We start from the raw sequence: 19,724 nt of genomic DNA, 5'->3' as shown, positions 1-19,724 counted from the left end.
TGTCCGCCCCCCTGACTCAGCGGCGACGCGTGCCCGTGACGCGCATCCAGTCTTCGAGGCGGTCGGCGCGCAGGTCTTCGAAGGCGTCGGCGTAGCGCGCCAGCACGTCTTCCTCCTGCCCGGCGAGGATGCCCGACAGTGCGATGCGGCCGCCCGGCGCGACGCGCGCGGCCAGGGTATCGGCCAGCGCGATCAGCGCCGAGGCGAGGATGTTGGCGACCACGATCGGGTAGGTCGCTAGCGGCTCGTCCTGCGGCAGGTAGACCTGCATGCGTGCGGCCACGCCGTTGCGTTGCGCGTTGTCGGCGGTGGCGAGCAGGGCCTGCGGGTCGTTGTCGACGCCGATGGCGTGGGCGGCGCCGAGCTTGAGCGCGGCCAGCGCGAGGATGCCCGAGCCGCAGCCGAAATCGAGCACGCGGGCCTCGCCGAGCTGGCCGTCGGCGGCCAAGCCGTCCAGCCACTGCAGGCACAGCGCGGTGGTCGGATGGGTGCCGGAGCCGAAGGCCAGGCCCGGGTCGAGCCGGATCACCGCCGCGTCGGCGGCGTCGGCGCCCTCGGGCAGGTCGTGGTTCCAGGGCACGATCCAGGTCCGCGCGCCGAAATGCAGGGGCACGTACTGGTCCATCCAGGCGCGTTCCCAGTCCTGGTCCTCGACCGCGCGGAAGCGCGCCTGGGTCCAGTCCAGGCCGGCGTCGAAGGATTCCAACGCGGCCAGCAGCACCAGTGCGTCGGTCTCGTGCGGGAACAGCGCGCTGAGCACGATCTCGTCCCAAAGCGGGGTTTCGCCGACGCCGGGTTCGAGGATGGCGTGCTCGTCGTCGGTGTCGGCATCGGCGTCCAGCATGGTTACGGCCAGCGCACCGACGTCGTCCAGCGCGGTCTCGTAGCGGGGCTGCTCGGATTCGCGGCAACGCAGGGTCAGTTCGAGGAAGGGCATCGCGGTCGCAGCGGGTAACGGGACCGCATTATCCCACCCTTGGCCACGGTTCCGGTTCAGGTCGGGCCGCCGCCGCCGTTCGTGCCGCCGACGGCGCCGGTGGGCCGGCCGTTTCGGCGCCGGCTGACGGCTTGCTTTACTATTCGAGGTATCAGGGTGCCACCCGCTACCGCGCGCAGGCTGCGCGGCGAGGAAGGGCGGGCCCGCTGGCACCAGGCCGCAGGACCCAGCCCCGCACGCGGCGGAGATCAGGACCGAATGTCCGACTTGCTGACATCCCAGCTCGAGAAGCAGGCGCCGCCCGCGGCTCGGGCCGGCGTGTTCGCTTCCGTGCGGCCGATGTGGGCGGTGGCCGCCGTGGCCTTGCTGGCCGGTGGCGTCTTGTACGCGCGGCGCGGCCAGGTCGCGCCGGATGCGGCGCCCGAGAGCGCCGCGACCTCCGCCAGCGCGGTCGCCGGCGCGAGCGCGGGCACTGGCCATGGCGTGGGCGATGCGGAGGCCGACGCGCCCCAGCGCACGCGCGCGCTGACGCCGGCGCAGCGCTTGCGCGAGCGCTTCGAGCACAGCGACGATCTTTACGGTTACGCCCAGGAGCTCGGTGCGGCGGCGCGCGCGGGCGAGCCCGAATCGACCTGGATGCTCAGCCGCGTGCTCGACTACTGCGCCGGCTACGCCGCTTCGCCCGCCGACTACGGCCGCGATACCCAGGCCATCGCCGGCATGAACCTGCGCACCTCGGCGGCGATGGCGGCGGCGCGCAATCGCGTCGGCGAACGCTGCGCGCGGTTCACGCCCGCCGACGATCTGTCCTACGCGACCATCCAGCGCACCCGCATCCGCGCGGCCAAGGCCGGCAGCCTGCCGGCGGAAGCGGCGCTGATGGGCATGGACCAACCGCTGCAGAACGACGAAGCCTATGCGCGCGACCTGGTCGACCGGGTGCGCAATTCGCTGGACCCGGAGGCCTTCTTCGCGATCTCGCCGAAGATGGGCATCGCCTCCAGCGGTCGCAAGAATTTTTACGGACCGGTGGCCGGTACCCAGTTCTCGGAACTGGCCTGGCAGCTGGCCGCTTGCAAACTGGGGTTGGATTGCAGCCCCAACAGCGTGCTGATGACGACTTATTGCGCCAACGGAGGTATCTGCTCGCAGGACCCGAACCAGGACTTCAGCAGCTTCGTATTCGACGCGGCGGTGCCGCGCCAGGGAACCGAAGTGATGAACGACATGGTCAACGGTCTTGTCGGCGGAACGAGGATAACCAAATGAAAGACAAGCGCTTCGTACACAAGGCCAAGCTGGGCTTCTGGGTGCTGCTGTTCGCCGCCTATTCGGTGGGTGCGGCCGGGGTCGTGATCGACGTGCTCGCCGACGACTACAGCGAGCTGTCGCAGGTCGCGGTGACCACGGTGCACTCGCCCGAACAGACCCGCCGCGCGAGTTCGGCGCAGATCGCGGCGATGTATCGCGCCCAGAGCGGCACGCCGTTCTCGTCGCTGCCGCCCGGAAGCACCTTCAAGGTGGTCTGGCCCGACGGCTCCAGCGAGTACGTGATGATCGTCAGCCCGGCGTCGAGTTCCGGCGCGCAGCCGATCCAGGGCACGCAGTCGCGTGCGCAGGGCGGCCCGATCACGGTGCCCGCGCCCGGCGGCCTGGACGGCGTCAGTGTCGGCGACCTGGGCGAAGTCGGCGAGGTCACGGTGCCGCGCCAGTTGGATTGAGCGCGCGCATCGTCGCGCCGCCAGGGCCGCGCCGCGGATCGAATGCGAATCCGCGACGGTCGCTCATCCCAGGCGCTAGCGCGCGCCGGGACGCTTGAACCGCAGGGCCGCCTACTGGGCGGCCCTGATCGTTTCCGCCATCGGCCGCCGATCAGGTTGGATCGCGAATAGCCCGATAGACGCCGATGCCGAGGAAGAGGCCGATCTGGCATAGCAGCAGCGCCAGCCAAGCTGCCTTGATGACGATCAGGACCAGCGCGGACAGCGCGATCGACATCAAGGCCCACCAGTAGCTGTAGTCGTACTGCGCGCCCACCGACTCGATGCGGCCCGCGCGAAAGAACGTGACCGCGCACACCAGGGCCAGCACCACTTCGATACTGATGCCCACAGGCTTCCCCATGCGAAGACGGCGCCGGTGTTCCAGCGCCGTCGGAAGGTCCGCTACCGGCGATCGGATCAGACGATCGAGATCGACTTTTCCTTCTGTTCCTTGAGGCGCTTTTCCAGGTAATGGATGTTCATGCCGCCCTGCTGGAAACCGGCGTCGGACAGGATCCGCTGCTGCAGCGGAATGTTGGTCTTGATGCCGTCCACGACCATCTCGCTCAGGGCCACGCGCATGCGCGCGATCGCGGTTTCGCGGTCGGGGCCGTGCACGATCAGCTTGCCGATCATCGAGTCGTAGTTGGCCGGAACGCGGTAGCCCTCGTAGATGTGGCTGTCCACGCGCACGCCCGGGCCGCCTGGGGCGTGAAAGTGCTGGATCAGGCCGGGGCTGGGCAGGAAGCTGTCCGGGTCCTCGGCGTTGATGCGGCATTCGATCGCGTGGCCGGACAGCACCACGTCGCTTTGCTTGATCGATAGCTTGTGGCCGGCGGCGATCATCAACTGCTCGCGCACCAGGTCGATGCCGGTGACCAGCTCGGTGACCGGGTGCTCGACCTGAATGCGGGTGTTCATTTCGATGAAGTAGAAGCGGCCGTTCTCGTACAGGAACTCGAACGTGCCCGCGCCGCGGTAGCCGATGCGGATGCAGGCCTCGACGCAGACCTTGCCGATCTCGGCGCGCTGCTCGAGGCTGATGCCCGGCGCCGGCGCTTCCTCGACCACCTTCTGGTGGCGGCGCTGCATCGAGCAGTCGCGTTCGCCCAGGTGGATCGCGTTGCCCTGGCCGTCGGCGAGGACTTGGATCTCGACATGGCGCGGGTTCTCGAGGAACTTCTCCATGTAGACCATGTCGTTGCCGAACGCGGCCTTGGCCTCGGACTTGGTGGTCTGGATCGCGGCGTTGAGGTGGGCCTCGGTGTGGACCACGCGCATGCCGCGACCGCCGCCGCCGCCGGCGGCCTTGACGATGATCGGGTAGCCGATCTCGCGCGCGATCTTGATGTTGGTGGCGTTGTCGTCGCCGAGCGGGCCGCCGCTGCCGGGCACGCAGGGCACGCCGGCGTCCTTCATCGCGCGGATCGCCTCGACCTTGTCGCCCATCAGGCGGATGGTGTCGGCCTTGGGCCCGATGAAGATGAAGCCCGACTGCTCGACGCGCTCGGCGAAGTCGGCGTTCTCGCTGAGGAAGCCGTAGCCGGGGTGGATCGCCTGGGCGTCGGTGACTTCGGCCGCGGCGATGATCGAGGCCATGTTGAGATAGCTCTCGGTCGACGGCGCGGGGCCGATGCAGACCGACTCGTCGGCCATGGCGACGTGCTTGAGATTGCGGTCGACGGTGGAATGCACCGCGACCGTGCGAATGCCCAGCGCGTGGCAGGCGCGCAGGATCCGCAACGCGATTTCGCCGCGATTGGCGATGACGACTTTATCAAGCATGGGATTTGGGATTCGAGATTAGGGATTCGTAAGGCGCGTGCGTCTCACTGACGGCGCGCGGCGATGAGTCGAGTGAGCGGATCAAGGCATTTAGACGGGCGAACGTTCGGTCCATCAGGTCGGCGTCCGTGGCGTCCTCGGTGAGGTAACCGACGCGGCGCGCGATCTCGTACTGAGTGCTGACCTCGGCGAGCGAGCCGCGCGCTATCGCTAGGAATCGCAGGTACTCCTGCCGCGAGCGACGCGCTGCGCCTTCGGCAATGTTCGACGGAACGCTCACGGCGGCTCTGCGCAATTGCAAGGCCAGGCCCAATCGCTCCGTGTCGGGAAATGAAGCCGTGATCCGGTAGATCGATTCGACCAGCAACATAGCATCGCGCCAGACCTCAAGGCGCTCATGCGGCCGCTGGTTTTCCGAATCCCTAATCACGAATCCCGAATCCCGTCGTGATCGGCCTTAGCCGATCACGAAGAGCGGCTGATCGAACTCGATCGGCTGGCCGCTCTCGGCCATCACCTTGAGCACGGTGCCGGACACGTCGGCCTCGATCGGGTTGAACATCTTCATCGCCTCGATGATGCCCAGGGTGTCGCCGGCCTTGACCGCCTGGCCGACGCTGACGAAGGCGGGCTTGTCCGGCGACGGCGAGGTGTAGAAGGTGCCGACCATGGGCGCGCGCACGACGTGGCCATCGGGCAGGTCGTTGGCGGGCTTGGCGCTGCCGCCGGTGGCCGCTTCGGTGGGCGAGTGCATCGGCATCGCCTGCGGCGGGCGCTCGGCCATCGGCGCGGCCTGCATCATCGGCTGGGCCACGGCGTAGCCGCCCTTAGGCGTGCGCGCCAGGCGCACCGACTCTTCGCCCTCCTTGATCTCGATCTCGGCGAGGTTGGATTCCTCGAGCAGGTCGATGAGTTTCTTGATTTTGCGCAGGTCCATGGGCGGGCCTCAGGTAATGCCCCGGGCGACGGGGCGGTGGTTTCAGGATTGGGGATCGAGCCGCTGCAGCGCGGCATCCAGCGCGTAGCGGTAGCTGTCCGCGCCGAAGCCGCAGATCACGCCCAGCGCCAGATCGCTGAAGTAGCTGGTGCGGCGGAAGTCTTCGCGGCGGTGCGGGTTGGACAGGTGGATCTCGATGAAGGGGATCGCCACCGCGGCCAGGGTGTCGCGCAGGGCCACGCTGGTGTGGGTGAACGCGGCCGGGTTGATCAGGATCAGGGCGGTGCCGTCCTCGCGCGCGGCCTGCACGCGGTCCACCAGCACGTGCTCGGCATTGGACTGCAGGCTGTCGTAGCGGTGCCCGGCGGCCTCGGTGCGGCCGCGCAGGTCGGCATCGATCTGCGCCAGCGTGGTGCGGCCGTAGACCTCCGGCTCGCGCGTGCCGAGCAGGTTGAGGTTGGGGCCGTGCAGGACCAGAAGCGTCGCCATCGGAACCGGAGCGGTGGCCTTCAAAGGGCGGCAGTGTGCGTGAAGGCCGGTGCCATGTCCAGAAGTTCGCCGCCAAATCGGCGAAGTTGTTACGATTTAAGCGGTTGTTTGAGTGGCGACTCTAAATTTCCCGGCGCCCGAGCACGTTGCCGGCGCAATCGCCGACGATGGCGCGGGGAGGCGGCGCGATGGGCGTAAGGGCAAGGTGGCGCCGGCGAGGCCGGCTGTCAATCCGGGGCTTGGCTCACTGCGCCGAGCCGACCCAGGCCTCGAGTTCGCCGGGTTCGAACGGCCCGATCTTCTGCTTCAGCAGCCGCCCCTCGGCCGAGACCAGGGCGGTGTAGGGCAGCACGCCCTTGGGGTTGCCCAACTGCACGCCGGCGTCGCGCGGGCCGGCCCGGTCCAGCACGATCGGGTAGCGCACCGGCACCCGGCGCAGGAATTCGCGCACCGCATCGGCGTCGTCCAGGGCGATCCCGACCACCTGGGTGCCGGTCGCGCCCTGCTGGGCGGCATAACGGTCCAGTTCGGGCATTTCCTGGATGCAGGGGCCGCACCAGCTGGCCCAGAGATTGATCAGCACCGGCCGGCCCGGGTACGCCGAGGGCAGACGCAGCGGCTTGCCGTCTAGCGTAGGCAGCTCGATCACCGGCACCGGTGCGCCGCGCGAGGCCACGGCCAGGCCCTGCGGCGGCGCGGGCGCGGTCGAGGCGATCACGCCCTGCAGCACGCGCTGCCCAGCCTCGGTGCGCAGCAGCGGACCGGGGCCGTTGAGCCAGATCCCGAGACCGGCGCCGAGCACGCCGGCGATGCCGGCGACCAGCAGGACTTTCGCGGTCGACCCCATCAGCGCGCGCGCCGCGCGCGTTCGACGAACTTGGGCGCTTCCTCGAAACCGAACAGGCGCAGCTCGCGACGCTCGGCGCCGCCGGTGTAGTACAGCGTGGCCGGCGGGCCGTGGATGCCCAGGCGCTTCATCAGCGCGGCGTCGAGTTCGTCGTTGGCGGTCACGTCGGCCTTGAGCAGGACGAAGCCGGACAGCGCCTCGTGCACCGCAGGCTCGGTGAAGGTGTATTTCTCCATCTCTTTGCAGGACACGCACCAGTCGGCGTAGAAATCCAGCATCAGCGGCTGGCCGGCGGCCTGGGCCGCGGCGACCTCGCGATCGAGGTCGGCCACCGATTTGATGGTGCGGAACGGCAGCTCGCGATGCGCGGCGGCGCCGCCGCCGCGCAGGCCGGCCAGCGGCTGCAGCGGATCGCTGCCTCCGGCCAGGGCGCCGACGATCTGGGCGGCGCCGGTCAGGCCCAGCAGCAGCGCCGCGGTCCAGCCCAGCACGCGCAGACCTCCGCTACCGCCGACGCGGCTGGCGACCAGGCCGATCGCGGCGGCCGCGCCGCACAGCAGCGCGCCCCACAAGGCCAGCACGAACGGGCCGGGCAGGATGCGCGACAGCATCCACACCGCCAGGCCCAGGAACACGAAGCCGAATGCGCGCTGCACGCCCACCATCCACGGCCCGCTGGTCGGCACGCCCTTGCCCGCGGCCACGCCGAACGCGAGCAGCGGCACGCCCATGCCCAGGGCCAGCAGGAACAGGGCCGCGCCGCCGAACCACTGGTCGCCGCTCTGGCCGATGTAGAGCATCGCCGCCGCCAGCGGCGGCGCCACGCAGGGGCCGACGATCAGCGAGGACAGCGCGCCCATCGCCGCCACGCCCAGCCAGGAGCCGCCGCGCTGGCGGTCGCTGAGGCTGCCCAGGCGATTGCGCAGCGCGGCCGGCATCTGCAGCTCGTAGAGGCCGAAGCTGGACAGCGCCAGCAGCACGAACAGCAGCGAGAAGGCGACGATCACCCACGGGGTCTGGAACAGGATCTGCAAGTTGGCGCCGACGCTGGCCGCGATCACGCCGGCGATCGCGAACACCACCGCGTTGGCCAGCACGTACACCAGCGACAGCGAGAACGCGCGGCGCACGCCGATGCCCGGGCCGTGGCCGGCGATCAGGCCCGACAGGATCGGGATCATCGGCAGCACGCAGGGCGTGAACGACAGGCCCACGCCCATCGCCAGGAACACCAGCAGGGTGAACCAGCGGTTGGGGCCGGACAGGGCGGCGGCGAGCAGGCTGTCTTCGGCTTGCTCGGGGGCCTGGGTGGACGCGGATTGGATCGCGGCCCCATCGGCTTGCGCTGCACGCACATCGGCGCCGGTTTGCGTGGCAGCGGACGATGCAGGGTCCGCGAGCGCCGTCGCCGCTTCGGCGTCGGCTGCCAGAGCGGCGCCAGCGGTTTCCGGATTGGCGGCGTCCGTCGCCGCGACCGCCGGCTCCACCGCGATCTTGCCGCGTGGCAGATCGATCGAGACGGTGCGCGTCATCGGCGGATAGCAGATGCCGTCGGTCTGGCAGCCCATGAAGTGCGCGGTCAGCACGAACTTGGCGGCGTCCTCGCGCGTGCGCCGCAGCGGCAGCGGCACGTCGATCTGCTCGAAGAACACGATGACCTGGCCGAAGTGCTCGTCGCGGTGCGCGCTGCCGCGCGGCCATTGCGGCGCGCCCAGGGCGATGCCGGCCTTGCTCGCGGCCGCGTCCAGCTTGAACGAGGTCTTGTCGCGGTACAGGTAATAGCCGCGCGCCGGGGTGAAGCGCAGCAGCAGGGTGTTGCCGTCGCCGGGGATGGCCTCGAAACCGAAGGCCTGTTCCGGCGGCAGCGGCAGCGCATCGGCGCCGGCGGCGGCGCTGGGCGCGTTGCCGAGCAGGCCGCCGCCCAGCGGTGGCGCGCCGCCTGCGCCGGCGTTGCCGAACGCGACCAGAGGTTCGTCGTTGCCGGTCGCCGCGTTCGCGGCCGCGGGCAGGTTCACGCTGACATTGCGCGTCACCGGCGGGTAACAGATGCCGGCATCGGCGCAGCCCTGGTACTTGATCTGCAGATCGACGCGGGTGGCGCCGGCGCGGCCGGGCAGGGTCGCGCTCAGGGCCTTGCGGTAGGTCTCGACTTCGCCGAAGAACTCGTCCTTGTGCTTGTCGCCCTTGGGCAGCTGCAGCGCCTGCGCCGCGAACGCGGGATCGGCCTTGACCGAGATGCGGTGCTTGTAGAGGTAGTAGCCGTCGGCGATCTTCCAGCGCAGCACGATGCGGTCAGCGGCAGGCGCCTCCGCGCTCAGCACGAAGGCCTGTTCGACCGGCAGCAGATCGGACTCGTCGATCGCCAGGGCCGGGCCGGCCAGGGACAGGCCGAACGCGAGCGCAGCGGCGGCGTAACCGGCGCGCGCGCGCCGGAGCAAGGCTTTCAATTCAGTCATCGTCACGAGTCTGTTCGGCCACCCAGTGCAGGTACTGGGGCAGGCCGCCGCAGGCTTCGACCGCGACAGCCTCCGGCAGTTCATAGGGATGCAGCGCCCGCAGGCGCTCGATCAGGGCGTCCAGGCGGTCGGCGCTGGTCTTGATCAGCAACTGCACCTCGTCCGCGCTTTCCACCTGGCCCTGCCAGCGATAGGTCGAGCGCAGGCCGGGCAGGCGGCTCACGCAGGCGGCCAGCCGTTCGCCGACCAGCGCCTGCGCGATCGCGTCGGCGCTGGCGGCATCGGGGCAGCTGCTGAAGACCAGGCGGACGGGCGAGGGTGCGGGCATGAGGGGCGCAGTGTAATGCCCGCCCCTGGGCGCGGCGACCGTGGATGCGGCCACGGACCGCTCCACGCTCAGCCGCCGGCGAGCAGGCGTTCCCAGTGCGCGGGCCGGCCGATCGCTTCCTCCAGGAAGTCGATGAAGACCTCGACCTTGCGCGGCCGGTACTCGCGCCCCGGATAGACCGCGTAGAGGCCGATCGGGACCAGGCTCCAGTCCGGCAGCACCTCGCACAGGCGGCCGTCGGCGAGTTCCTGGGCGACGGCGAAGGTCGCGGTCTGCAGGATGCCGCCGCCGTGCAGGGCGGCGTCGACCAGGGGCGCGCCGTAGTTCGAACGCAGGCGCCCGCGCACCGGCACCCGCAAGGTCTCGCGGCCGCGGTGGAATTCCCAGGTCGCCACATCGCGGAACAGGGTGTAGTGCAGGCAGTCGTGGCCGACCAGCTCGCCGGGCGCGCGCGGTGCGCCGCGGCGCTGCAGGTAGTCGGGCGAGGCGACCAGGATGCGGCGGGTGTCGGCCAGCCGGCGCGCGACCAGGCGCGAATCGTCGAGCGCGCCGATCCGGATCGCCAGGTCGTAGCCCTCGCCGATCAGGTCGACGTAGCGGTCGTCGAACTGGGCGTCCAGGGCGATGCCGGGCCAGCGCTGCAGGAACGCGGGCAGGCGCGGCATCACGTACAGGCGGCCGAAGTTCATCGGCAGCGACACCCGCAGCTCGCCGCGCGGTTCGCCGCCCAGGTCGTGCACACGCTCGGCCGCCGAGGCGATCTGGGCCAGCGCGGGCGCGATCTGGGCGTAGTAGTCGCGGCCGGATTCGGTGAGGCTGAGGCGGCGGGTCGAACGGTTCAGCAGCTTGGCGCCCAGCCGGGTCTCCAGTGCATGCAGCCGGCGCGTGATCGCGCCGGTGGTCACGCCCAGCTGGCGCGCGGCGGCGGTGAAGCTGCCCTGGGTGAGGATGGCCTCGAAGGCCTCGAGCTCGGAGTACAGGCCGCCCAACATTATTGATATTCACTCAATGATGAGTTGATGGGCTGATCCTATATCTACTTTTACTTCAACAATAGCCTGTGTCTCCCCGATCCGGAGACACCCCCATGGACGCTTACCAATTGCAGGGCCACCGCCTGGACAGCCTGCGCCAAGTGCGCCTGCCCGAGCCCGCGCCCGGCCCCGGCGAGGTGCGGATCCGCACCGAGGCGGCCTCGATCAACTACCGCGACTACGCCCTGGCCACCGGTCTCTACCAGCCCGGGCTGGCGCGCCCCTTCGTGCCGCTGTCCGACGGCGTCGGCCGGATCGAGGCGCTGGGCGAGGGCGTGAGCGGCCTGCAGGTCGGCGACCGCGTGCTCGGCCACTACACGAGCACCTGGCTGGACGGTCCCTTCCGCTCCGAGAACCATGCCCACAAGCTCGGCGGCCCGCGCGATGGCTGGCTCGCGCGTTCGATCGTGCTGCCCGCCGCCGCGGTGCTGCCGGCGCCGGCTTACCTCAGCGCCGCCCAGGCCGCGACCTTGCCGGTGTCGGGCCTGACCGCCTGGGCGGCCCTGCGCAAACTCGAACTCGCGCCCGGTGCGAGCCTGCTGGTGCAGGGCAGCGGCAGCGTGTCGCTGATGGCCATGCAGCTGGCGGTGGTGCGCGGCGTGCGGGTGATCGCGACCAGCGCCGACCCGGCCAAGGCCGAACGCCTGCGCGCGCTGGGCGCCAGTGCGGTGATCGATTACCGCCAGCGCCCCGACCTGGCCGCGGCGGTGCGCGAACTCACCGACGGTCGCGGCGTCGACGGCATCGTCGACGTGGTCGGCGGCCCGGGCCTGGTCGAATTGCTGGGCGCCGCTGCCGACAACGCCCACATCGCCATCGTCGGTTTTCTCAACGGCTTCGAAGTCGCCGGCAATCTGATCGCGCCGATCATGGCCCACCAGCTCAACATCCACGGCGTCAGCGTCGGCAGCGCGCGCGACTTCGCGGAGTTCCTGGCCGAGCTCGAACGCCACCGCATCGTACCGGTGGTGGGCGAGGTATTCGGCTTCGACGACGCCCCCGCCGCGATCGCCTCGGTCGCGCAGCAGCGCGTGTTGGGCAAGCCGGTGATCGTGTTCGATTGATCGAGCTTCGCGGCGAAGGCGAAGCGTAATTTCAGCGTACCCGCAATGCGCGAACTCCACCCCCTGTAGGAGCGGCGCAAGCCGTGACCGCGCAGTAGCCGAAGTCGCGCGGTCGCGACTCGCGTCGCTCCTACCCCAAAGCCCACGCGGCGATACGTGGATGAGACGTTGCTGCGAACAGGCGCCGACGGTTCTCCTGTGGGAGCGGTGTGAGCCGCGATCGCGTCGTAGCCGCAGTAGCGCAGTCGCGACTCACGTCGCTCCTACCCCAAAGCCCGCGCGGCGATACGTGGAGGCGGCGCTGCTGCGAACAGGCGACGACGGTTCCCCTGTGGGAGCGGCGTGAGCCGCGATCGCGTCGTAGCCGCGGTACCGCAGTCGCGACTCACGTCGCTCCTACCCCAAAGCCCGCGCGGCGATACGTGGAGGAGGCGTTGCTGCGAACAGGCGACGACGGTTCCCCTGTGGGAGCGGCGTGAGCCGCGATCGCGTCGTAGCCGCAGTAGCGCAGTCGCGACTCACGTCGCTCCTACCCCAAAACCCGCGCACATCATCGACAGCTGCGATCCGCCGCCGGGCCGCGCATCGCGCCGGGTTATCCTGAGCGCCCGACTCGCAACAGGATCGTGCATGGCGTCGCATCAAGGACGGTGGTGGTGGTCGCTATGCCTGTTCGCCGCCGCCGCGCCCGCGGCAGAGCGCCCGCAATGGCTGCCCTTCATGGGCGGCGAAACCAGCCAGGCGCATGCGATCCATCTGTCGACGCAGAAGCTGCGCCCGGACGGTCTGCTGGAATCGGCCAGCCGCTATCCGCGCACGTCCGCCGCCGGTTGGACCGCCGAGCAGCACCAGCGCGGCTGGTACGAATATCTGGAACGCCTGATCGATTGCGAAAGTGGCCTCTATGTCGACACCGCGCTGTCCTTGCTCGATCGCGACAACCACCTGGTCGCGCGCCGCGAAACCCGCCGCGACGACCAGTTGCAGCAGATCGCGCTGACCCGCTCCGACGTGGCCGCGCATCGCTGGCCCAGCCACAGCGAAATCTGGCTCGCCTGCGCGGCTAGCCGCGATCCCGCGGTCGGCGCCGATGCGCGTTCGACGATGAGCGACAACGGTGGGCACTACGCCTACGACTTCGAGGCGATCGGCGCCTCGCTTCCATCGGACGGCAACGGCCTGTACGAACGTCTGCGCGCGCAGTACGACGCCGAGCGAGCGCGCGACTCGATGCCGTCGCCGCAGCCCGCGGGCCCGGTGGCGGGACCCTACAAAGGCGCGCCGTGGCTGACCGTCGGCGACCACGAGGCCGGCGCCTGGCACCTGGCCGGCCTGCGCCATCGCGGCGGCGGCACGATCGAGGTCGCGCAGCGCGCGGGGCGCGACCGACAGCCGCCGCCTGCGGTACCCGACGATGCGGATCTGCGCATCGAGCACAAGATCGACTGCCGCACCGGCCTGACCGTGCCGATAGCCAGGGCCTACTACGCCGCCGACAGCGAACGCCTGTTGCTGCGTACGTCCACGCCGGTGTTCGACACCGTGCAGACCCTCGCGCACGACGCCCAAGGGGTGAGTGCCTGGACGCCCTGGTTGGGCCCGACGCTACCGGGCGACGCGGCCGCGTTGTGCGTCGCCGCCGCCGCGCGCTGCAACGGCGGAAAGGCGCAGGCGCCGGGAACGCTGTTCGAGATCGATCCTGAAGACTTGCCCGCCGCCAGCGGCGCGCCCTTGCTGCTCGCGGCGCGCGCGCGCTGGCTCGCGCATCGCGACGGCTTCGTTCCTACCTGCCTCATCGGAGTTCCTTGATGCGTATCCGCCCCTTGCTGCTGGTCGCCGCGCTGTCGTTGGCCGCCTTCGCCGCCGCGGCGCAGGAGCCGCCGCTGCAGATCTTCTCGGTCAAGAACGAGTTGACGCGCTGGCGCGGCGATGGCCTGCGCGACGCCCAGGGCCGCGTGGTGCTGGCGCCGGCCGGTTTGCTCACCGCGCTGGGCAACGGCGGCTTCATGGCTCAGCGCGACGGCGCCTACTGGTTATACGACGCGCGCGGCGCGCGCATCGGTGGCCCCTACGACAGCCTGGAGGTGGTCGATCCGGCCGTGGATGCCTTGATCGTCGGCGTCGGCGGCAGCCCGGTGCTGGGCGGCGACGGCGGCTTGATCGATGGCCGCGGCCAAACACTGATGGCGCCGGTCCAGAAGGATTTGCGCTACCTGCCGGGCACCCGCTTGTTCTCGTTCGAACAGGCGCGACGCTGGGGCCTGGCCGACGCGCGCGGCCAGATCGTGGTCAAGCCGACCCTCGACAGCGTCAACGATGCGCCGGGCGCGGTGCTGGTCGGCGACGCCGGTCGGCAGGGCCTGATGGACCGCACGGGCCGCTACGTGGTGCCGTTGAGCGAACACCTGGTGTCCTCGCTCAACGACAGCGCCGGCGCCGCCACGGGTTACTTCGCCGTGTGCGATGGCCAACGATCGAGCTGTCGTGGCGTCGACGGCGGCGGCCGGCCGATTCTGGGCGGGCGTACCTTCTCCGAAGCGACGTTTCATCGCGACCTCGCGCGCTGGGTCATCACGCCGGCGCGCGAGCCGGCGGCGACGGTCGCGGCCGACGATCCGGTGGTCGCCGCCGTGGCGGTACAGCCGGGCTGGACCCTGGCCGACGAGCAAGGCCGCACCCTGGCCACGTTCGACTGCGGTTACCCGTATCGCGCCGGCGGCCTGTTCCGCGGCGCGCGCGCCAAAAGCGATGCCGGCGACTGCCTCTGGGGCCTGGTCGACCGCGATGGCAAATGGCGCGTGCCGGCGCGTTACGACTCGATCGAGCCGGCCCACAACGCCTGGGGTGTGAATGCGGAAACGCCGGAGGCGAAGGCCGACGAATACGAGGTCGGCATCGAAGGTGAGGACCGCGTGCGCCGTTACGGCATGCTCGCCGCGGATGGCAGCGAAGTGCTGCCGCCGCGCTACGCGCAGATGTACGACCGCTATCCCGAACTCGGCCTGTACGTGGTGCGCCAGGGCGACAAGATCGGTTTGGTCGATCGCCAGGGCCGCTGGCGCGTGGAGCCCCTCTATAGCGAGACCGCGCCCAACTCCAGCCTGCCGCTGCCGTATCTGATGTTGAGCGAGCGCGACGACGACGGCGACGGCCCGCAGCGCGAGCGCGACTCGCTCATCGACCTGCGCACCGGCAAACCCGTATTCGCTGGCGACTACGAGTATCTGAGCGTCGGGTACGACTTCCGCTGGGAGAAGCTCGGCCTGCCCTGGGAAGAGTTCGCCGTCGTCGAGGCCAGGCGCAACGGCAAGTACGGCGCGCTCGATCTGCAGGGCCACGTGATCGTTCCGTTCGAGTACGACAGGTTGGAGGGTCTGGACGCCTGGGGGCGGCTGCAGCCGATGCGCGGAGAACGCGAATTGCCCTGGGTGTCCGGATTGGGGCCGCAACGCAGCGCGCGCCTGCACGAGGCGCTGTCGCGCAAGCTGCGCACGGAGCCGGCGCCGTACGCCAGCGAGGGGGCGCCGTACGCCGGACGCTACGTGCCCGCCGACTATCGCAGCGCCGAGCAGGTGCGCGTGGCGGTCGCCGCGGGTCGTTTGTCGCGCGCGGTCGCGCCGCTGCTGTTGCTGGACGCGGACACGGTGATCTTCGACCTGGACATGATCGCCAGCAAGCAGCGGCCGGATTTCGAGTTCCTGGAGTACTACTGCGCGCGCGACGACGGTTTCGACATTCCCTTGCCGGCGGCGGCGACGTTCGAGAACGCCTGCGAGGACCCGGCCGCACCGAAACTCGAATTCCGCGCGCGCGCCGACCAGGCCTGGGACTGCGCGAACTGCGCGCGCCAGGGCCTGCCCACGCAATGGGTGCGCACCGATCCCGCGCCGGATGCGGCGATGCCATAAGACGCGCGAACGACCGCGGGATCTTCGCGGGTCCTTGGCGAAGTCGTGCGCCGCGACCGTGCAAGGCGACCACGATCCTGTGCTGTAGCAGCGGCGCAAGCCGCGACCGCGCCGTAGCCGAAGTGGCGCAGTCGCGACTCACGTCGCTCCTACCCCAAAGCACGCGTGGCGATACGTGGAGGAGGCGTTGCTGCGAACAGACGACGACGGTTCCCCTGTGGGAGCGGCGTGAGCCGCGATCGCGTCGTAGCCGAAGTGGCGCGGTCGCGACTCACGTCGCGCCTACCCCAAAGCCCGCGCGGCGATGCGTGGAGGTAGGCGTTGCTGCGAACAGACGACGACGGTTCCCCTGTAGGAGCGGCGTGAGCCGCGACCGCGTGGTGGCCGAAGTGGCGTCATCGCGGCTCACGCCGCTCCCACAGAAAGCGGCAGGCCATCCCAAGCGGCAGGCTATCGCTGCGAGTAGGCCATCGCTGCGAGTAGGCACCTGCAGCTAGAGAAGGCCCCTCCCGCTGGTTTCGCCTTCCCAAAAAACGAACGCCCGCATCGCGCGGGCGCTCGTCATAGCGGCAGGGGCCGCGATTACGGAATCAACACGCAGCTAGCAGGCTTGCTCGAAGTGAACAACGCATTGCTCGCCCACTCCGGATGATCGATGAAGGGATTGCGGTTGCCCTGGAAGCTGAAGATCACTTCGTTGCGTTCCAGTTCGGCGGCGTCCGGCGGATCCTGGGTGTGCCAGGCCAGCAGCGTGCTCAGCAGGCCCATATAAGCCGGCGACGACGAGGTGATCACGATCTTGCTGCGGTCGTCGGTGAGCTCCAGATCCGGCTCGCCCTGGCCGGTGACCGGATGGCTGTCGCCTTCGTAGCGGATCGCCATGTACAGCACCGCGCGCGCCATGTTGCCCTTCATGTGGTTCCAGACCTGGAACGAGCCGGCGTTGCCGTCGGGCGTCTTGACCCAGTTGGAATTGCCCGGATACACGCCGCTGCCGCCGCCGTAGCCGGCGTTGGCCTCGGTGATGCGCTCGCCGCAACCGCTGGCCAGGGTGCAGTCCGCGTACGGCTTGTTGCCGCGGTCGGCGTTCCAGGTCGCGTCGGTCAGGTACAGCATGTGGGTGTCGGTGTACGGCGCGTAGGGCAGGCCGAGGTTGCCGGTGGTGCTGCCGAAGCCCAGCGAGTTCGGCCAGGTGTGCTCGCGGTTGTACTTCAGGCCGCTGCCGCTGCCCGCGCGGTCGGTGACCTTGAGGTAGCTGCGGTTGCGATAAGCGTCGAGGATGCGGCCGGAATTGTTCGGATCCTCGTCGGCGATCTCCAGGATGGTCCAGGTGTTGGTGGTGCCGCCGCTGTAGGGATAGACCGTGTGGCCCTTGATGGTCTCGTGCAGCGAGCAACGCAGCTGGCTGGCGCTGCTGGTGTTGACGTGGGCGTAGTAACCGCCGCCACCGCCGCCGCTGGCCACGCTGAAGTTGACCACGGTGTTGGCGGACGGATGCGCGCCGCCGCTGTCGGTGACCTGCGCGGCGACCACGGTGTAGGTACAGCTCTCGCCCGCGACCAGCGCGGTGCCGGTGGAGGCGGTGAAGCTGGTGCCGCTGGACGGGTAGGTCAGCGCGATCGTGCCCGAGCTCGCGCACTGCAGCGTGAGCGCGCCGCTGCCCAGGGTCACCGCTTCGCTGAAGCTGACCGCCAGATCGCCGGCGGCCGGGAAGCTGTTGCTGCCGTTGGCCGGTGTGGTCGAGGTCACGGTCGGCGCCGGGTTCGGCGTCGAGAAGGTCTGGCCGGCGTTGCAGGCGCCGAAGCTCTGCGCGGCCGAGGCCTGCCAGGTGAAGTTGGCGTAGGTGCTGCCGCTGCCGGACAGGCGCAGCGAGGTGCCGGCCGCCGTCGAGCCGCTTTCGGAGACCGGCAGGTTGGTGCTGGTCATGCCCGCGGCCGGGCCGCTGGAAGCGGTGATCGCGCCCTCGTAGCTGAGGAACTGGACCACGTTGCCGCTGCCGTCGACCAGCGCGAAGCCGTCGTTGCTGCCGTTTTGGATGCCGTTGGTGGGATAGCTCAGCACGCCGATGCGCACGCTGCCGCCGCAGGACACCAGGCTGCCGGCGGGCAGCAGGTCGTTGTCGTAACTGGTGGCGGCCGACGGCGTCGAGCCGTTGTACAGATAGATGCGGTAGTTGCTGAGGGTTTCGCCGGCGGTGGCGACGACCTCGATCTTCTCGCCGACGTCGCCCGCGGAGGTGGCGTCGTCGTAGTGGAATTCGTTGATGAAGACGGCGGCCGGCGCGGCGGTGGGCAGCGCGGCGGCCATCAGCAGGCTCAGGCAGGACAGGCTCAGACAGGAACGACGTAATGACAACGACATTGGGCGACTCCCTTTCCCCAGGTAGTCGCCGGAGTCTAGTCGGCCTTTGTGACATCGTCTGCCGCAGCGCAGCAGGCGGCGCCGTCTACAAGACCACGCGTGTGCCCTTGGTGAGCGTGGCCCGTGGACGGCCGGTGCGCAGCTCGGCCAGCTGCTCGGCGATTTCCACCAGCGGCGCCTTGGACTTGGTCGGGGTGTCGCGGAAGGCCACGATCAGGCGCAGTTCCAGCGGGTCCTCGACCAGCAGGGCGTCGGCGGCGGCCACCGAATCCATTTCGGTGTCGGCCGACAGGTTCATCTTGCCGCGCCCCGTCGCCAGCCATTCGAACTGCACGCCGGTAATCAGCGCGACCTCGCGCAGATGCGCGACGCTGGGGAATTTGCCCTGCGCGCTTTCCCAGTGGCCGACCGCGCTACGCTGCACGCCGACGGCCGAACCCAGGGCTGCTTGCGACATGCCGGCGTGGCGCCGGGCCAGTCGAATCCGTTGTTGAGGCGTCATCCTTGCGCTCCTTGCTAGGTGGGTTAGGGGTTTTTGCCTAAGAAATAGCCATTTGCTACCAAAAGTCACTAGGCGACCAATAGAGAGGAGACCTTGTGTGCTTTCGGTAGCAATATGAGCTTACTGGGTGGTCGTAAGTCAATGGTGACGGCGTTCATGCTTTCGCGGTGCCACCAGGAGTCGGCAGATTTCGCGACCAGGCACCTAGAAAATGTGACGTGGAGTGAACACCATCCACTCACGCCAACAAGGATGTGGGCAAACGACACGAGGTCGGTTCGGGGGAAGGGGCGCAGGATCGCGCCATGCTGAGGACGGCCGTCTCCGCACCAAAGAGCGCGTTCCACGGGACGCGCTCTTTTCTTTTGGGCGATCGGAACGCGCGCGAACGATGCGCAGCGCGATGCGAATCGCAAGCCAGCTTCCACTCGATGCTTCGATTGCGCCTGCTTTGGGGTAGGAGCGGCGTGAGTCGCGAGCGGGCCATCACTGCGACGACGCGATCGCGGCTTACGCCGCTCCCACACGGACAGATGCGTTTGCGGGCGATGCATTCGATGCGTCCGGGTCCAGGGGCGGGCGCGGGCCGGCCTGTCGTGGTGCCTGCCGTGGGCGTGGGGCCTGCTTTGGGGTAGGAGCGGCGCAAGCCGCGACCGCGCGACTTCGGCGGCGACGCGGTCGCGGCTTGCGCCGCCGCTACAGGGAGGGACTGCCGCCACCGCCGCCGCTCCAGCATGAGAGGCCACCGCCACCGCCGCGGCTCCAGCACGAGGGCTCCCGCCGCCGCCCGAAGGCTGCGCGGCCCTACCGCCCGGCGGCCAATCACATCCCGGCGCTTGAAAAGCCCCGCCGCCGCCCCATCTCGTGGCTATCCCGGTTCGCCGGGCGTTTTTTGTCCCCGGCATTGGCACTCCGCCGGGGCGACTGCTAAAATTACCGTTCTTTCTCCACCCATTCAGTCACTTACAGAGGTCGCCATGAATCTCAAGCCGCTTTACGACCGCGTTGTGGTCAAGCCGATCGAAGCCGACGAAGTCTCCGCCGGCGGCATCATCATCCCCGACGCCGCCAAGGAAAAGTCGACCAAGGGCGAAGTCGTCGCCGTCGGCGAAGGCAAGGCCCTGGACAACGGCAGCCTGCGCGCGCCGAAGCTCAAGGTCGGCGACAAGGTCATCTACGGCCAGTACTCGGGCAGCTCCTATAAGCAGGACGGCATCGAATACAAGATCCTCAAGGAAGACGACGTCCTCGCGATCGTCGGCTAAGAGCCGAGATTCGGGATTGGAGATTCGGGATTCGTAAAGCGCTTGCGC

The 19,724-nt window shown here is 69.4% G+C and carries 17 protein-coding genes and 1 pseudogene; 6 read left to right on the top strand and 12 right to left on the bottom strand.

Translation table 11 applies throughout. The features are described from left to right. Window positions 1-16: 16 nt before the first annotated feature. On the bottom strand, window positions 17-937 hold the full coding sequence (prmA, locus tag ASE35_RS13140; protein ID WP_057164148.1) for a 50S ribosomal protein L11 methyltransferase: 921 nt from the start codon (window positions 935-937) through the stop codon (window positions 17-19). Between the two features lie 258 nt (window positions 938-1,195). Between prmA and ASE35_RS13135 the strand changes: the two genes are divergently transcribed. After that, a complete protein-coding gene (locus ASE35_RS13135) occupies window positions 1,196-2,206 on the top strand; it encodes a hypothetical protein (protein WP_235567243.1) in 1,011 nt (336 codons plus the stop codon). After that, window positions 2,203-2,550, top strand: a pseudogene (locus ASE35_RS13130) (hypothetical protein); the annotation flags it as partial. The gene ASE35_RS13135 and the pseudogene ASE35_RS13130, both read left to right, overlap by 4 nt. A gap of 259 nt (window positions 2,551-2,809) precedes the next feature. Here ASE35_RS13130 and ASE35_RS13125 read toward each other — a convergent pair. The 9 genes from ASE35_RS13125 to ASE35_RS13085 form a co-directional block, all read right to left on the bottom strand. Continuing rightward, entirely contained in the window at window positions 2,810-3,061 is a 252-nt protein-coding gene (locus ASE35_RS13125; RefSeq protein WP_157499231.1) for a hypothetical protein, read from the bottom strand. Window positions 3,062-3,117: 56 nt separating this feature from the next. Continuing rightward, the gene (accC, locus tag ASE35_RS13120; RefSeq protein ID WP_056180338.1) at window positions 3,118-4,485 is read right to left on the bottom strand and encodes an acetyl-CoA carboxylase biotin carboxylase subunit; all 1,368 of its coding nucleotides are present in this window, start codon (window positions 4,483-4,485) and stop codon (window positions 3,118-3,120) included. Further along, window positions 4,478-4,915: a four helix bundle protein gene (locus ASE35_RS13115; RefSeq protein WP_056180335.1), complete on the bottom strand. Its 438-nt coding sequence runs from the start codon at window positions 4,913-4,915 to the stop codon at window positions 4,478-4,480. Before ASE35_RS13115 ends, accC begins: the two co-directional genes overlap by 8 nt. Before the next feature lie 27 nt (window positions 4,916-4,942). Further along, the gene (accB, locus tag ASE35_RS13110; protein ID WP_056180332.1) at window positions 4,943-5,422 is read right to left on the bottom strand and encodes an acetyl-CoA carboxylase biotin carboxyl carrier protein; all 480 of its coding nucleotides are present in this window, start codon (window positions 5,420-5,422) and stop codon (window positions 4,943-4,945) included. A 42-nt stretch (window positions 5,423-5,464) separates the two neighbouring features. Continuing rightward, a complete protein-coding gene (gene aroQ / locus ASE35_RS13105) occupies window positions 5,465-5,911 on the bottom strand; it encodes a type II 3-dehydroquinate dehydratase (RefSeq protein ID WP_057164147.1) in 447 nt (148 codons plus the stop codon). 244 nt (window positions 5,912-6,155) lie between these two features. Next, the gene (locus ASE35_RS13100) at window positions 6,156-6,758 is read right to left on the bottom strand and encodes a TlpA disulfide reductase family protein (protein WP_082611268.1); all 603 of its coding nucleotides are present in this window, start codon (window positions 6,756-6,758) and stop codon (window positions 6,156-6,158) included. Then, complete coding sequence (gene dsbD, locus ASE35_RS13095; RefSeq protein ID WP_162259060.1) at window positions 6,758-9,214, bottom strand: protein-disulfide reductase DsbD; 2,457 nt, start codon at window positions 9,212-9,214, stop codon at window positions 6,758-6,760. The genes ASE35_RS13100 and dsbD overlap by 1 nt, the downstream gene beginning before the upstream one ends. After that, window positions 9,207-9,542 (bottom strand): divalent-cation tolerance protein CutA, encoded by a 336-nt coding sequence (gene cutA / locus ASE35_RS13090; RefSeq protein WP_057164145.1) that lies wholly within the window; start codon window positions 9,540-9,542, stop codon window positions 9,207-9,209. Before cutA ends, dsbD begins: the two co-directional genes overlap by 8 nt. Window positions 9,543-9,610: 68 nt before the next feature. Further along, a complete protein-coding gene (locus ASE35_RS13085; protein ID WP_057160918.1) occupies window positions 9,611-10,534 on the bottom strand; it encodes a LysR family transcriptional regulator in 924 nt (307 codons plus the stop codon). A 95-nt stretch (window positions 10,535-10,629) separates the two neighbouring features. Between ASE35_RS13085 and ASE35_RS13080 the strand changes: the two genes are divergently transcribed. The 3 genes from ASE35_RS13080 (at window position 10,630) to ASE35_RS13070 (ending at window position 15,548) form a co-directional block, all read left to right on the top strand. Then, window positions 10,630-11,640: an NAD(P)-dependent alcohol dehydrogenase gene (locus ASE35_RS13080; RefSeq protein WP_057164144.1), complete on the top strand. Its 1,011-nt coding sequence runs from the start codon at window positions 10,630-10,632 to the stop codon at window positions 11,638-11,640. Window positions 11,641-12,270: 630 nt separating this feature from the next. Then, window positions 12,271-13,449: a hypothetical protein gene (locus tag ASE35_RS13075; protein ID WP_057164143.1), complete on the top strand. Its 1,179-nt coding sequence runs from the start codon at window positions 12,271-12,273 to the stop codon at window positions 13,447-13,449. Beyond that, window positions 13,449-15,548 (top strand): WG repeat-containing protein, encoded by a 2,100-nt coding sequence (locus ASE35_RS13070; protein ID WP_057164142.1) that lies wholly within the window; start codon window positions 13,449-13,451, stop codon window positions 15,546-15,548. The genes ASE35_RS13075 and ASE35_RS13070 overlap by 1 nt, the downstream gene beginning before the upstream one ends. Before the next feature lie 582 nt (window positions 15,549-16,130). Here ASE35_RS13070 and ASE35_RS13065 read toward each other — a convergent pair. Both ASE35_RS13065 and ASE35_RS21745 read right to left on the bottom strand, forming a co-directional pair. Then, the gene (locus ASE35_RS13065; RefSeq protein ID WP_056180306.1) at window positions 16,131-17,909 is read right to left on the bottom strand and encodes an endonuclease; all 1,779 of its coding nucleotides are present in this window, start codon (window positions 17,907-17,909) and stop codon (window positions 16,131-16,133) included. Between the two features lie 85 nt (window positions 17,910-17,994). Beyond that, entirely contained in the window at window positions 17,995-18,411 is a 417-nt protein-coding gene (locus ASE35_RS21745) for a helix-turn-helix transcriptional regulator (RefSeq protein WP_082576554.1), read from the bottom strand. A 977-nt stretch (window positions 18,412-19,388) separates the two neighbouring features. Here ASE35_RS21745 and ASE35_RS13055 point away from each other — a divergent pair. Beyond that, a complete protein-coding gene (locus ASE35_RS13055; protein WP_056180300.1) occupies window positions 19,389-19,676 on the top strand; it encodes a co-chaperone GroES in 288 nt (95 codons plus the stop codon). Window positions 19,677-19,724: the final 48 nt, after the last annotated feature.

This window comes from Lysobacter sp. Root916 (genome assembly GCF_001429785.1).
Classification (GTDB): Bacteria; Pseudomonadota; Gammaproteobacteria; order Xanthomonadales; family Xanthomonadaceae; genus Lysobacter.
The sequence above is the reverse complement of the archived record's forward strand: the minus strand, read 5'-3'. Positions and strand labels throughout refer to the sequence as shown.

What these genes read in the sequence shown, in the direction of transcription:
- prmA (WP_057164148.1), bottom strand. Translation starts at nt 937, where the DNA reads ATGCCCTTCCTCGAACTGACCCTGCGTTGCCGCGAATCCGAGCAGCCC.
- ASE35_RS13135 (WP_235567243.1), top strand. Translation starts at nt 1,196, where the DNA reads ATGTCCGACTTGCTGACATCCCAGCTCGAGAAGCAGGCGCCGCCCGCG.
- ASE35_RS13125 (WP_157499231.1), bottom strand. Translation starts at nt 3,061, where the DNA reads ATGGGGAAGCCTGTGGGCATCAGTATCGAAGTGGTGCTGGCCCTGGTG.
- accC (WP_056180338.1), bottom strand. Translation starts at nt 4,485, where the DNA reads ATGCTTGATAAAGTCGTCATCGCCAATCGCGGCGAAATCGCGTTGCGG.
- accB (WP_056180332.1), bottom strand. Translation starts at nt 5,422, where the DNA reads ATGGACCTGCGCAAAATCAAGAAACTCATCGACCTGCTCGAGGAATCC.
- aroQ (WP_057164147.1), bottom strand. Translation starts at nt 5,911, where the DNA reads ATGGCGACGCTTCTGGTCCTGCACGGCCCCAACCTCAACCTGCTCGGC.
- ASE35_RS13100 (WP_082611268.1), bottom strand. Translation starts at nt 6,758, where the DNA reads ATGGGGTCGACCGCGAAAGTCCTGCTGGTCGCCGGCATCGCCGGCGTG.
- dsbD (WP_162259060.1), bottom strand. Translation starts at nt 9,214, where the DNA reads ATGACTGAATTGAAAGCCTTGCTCCGGCGCGCGCGCGCCGGTTACGCC.
- cutA (WP_057164145.1), bottom strand. Translation starts at nt 9,542, where the DNA reads ATGCCCGCACCCTCGCCCGTCCGCCTGGTCTTCAGCAGCTGCCCCGAT.
- ASE35_RS13085 (WP_057160918.1), bottom strand. Translation starts at nt 10,534, where the DNA reads ATGTTGGGCGGCCTGTACTCCGAGCTCGAGGCCTTCGAGGCCATCCTC.
- ASE35_RS13080 (WP_057164144.1), top strand. Translation starts at nt 10,630, where the DNA reads ATGGACGCTTACCAATTGCAGGGCCACCGCCTGGACAGCCTGCGCCAA.
- ASE35_RS13075 (WP_057164143.1), top strand. Translation starts at nt 12,271, where the DNA reads ATGGCGTCGCATCAAGGACGGTGGTGGTGGTCGCTATGCCTGTTCGCC.
- ASE35_RS13070 (WP_057164142.1), top strand. Translation starts at nt 13,449, where the DNA reads ATGCGTATCCGCCCCTTGCTGCTGGTCGCCGCGCTGTCGTTGGCCGCC.
- ASE35_RS13065 (WP_056180306.1), bottom strand. Translation starts at nt 17,909, where the DNA reads ATGTCGTTGTCATTACGTCGTTCCTGTCTGAGCCTGTCCTGCCTGAGC.
- ASE35_RS21745 (WP_082576554.1), bottom strand. Translation starts at nt 18,411, where the DNA reads ATGACGCCTCAACAACGGATTCGACTGGCCCGGCGCCACGCCGGCATG.
- ASE35_RS13055 (WP_056180300.1), top strand. Translation starts at nt 19,389, where the DNA reads ATGAATCTCAAGCCGCTTTACGACCGCGTTGTGGTCAAGCCGATCGAA.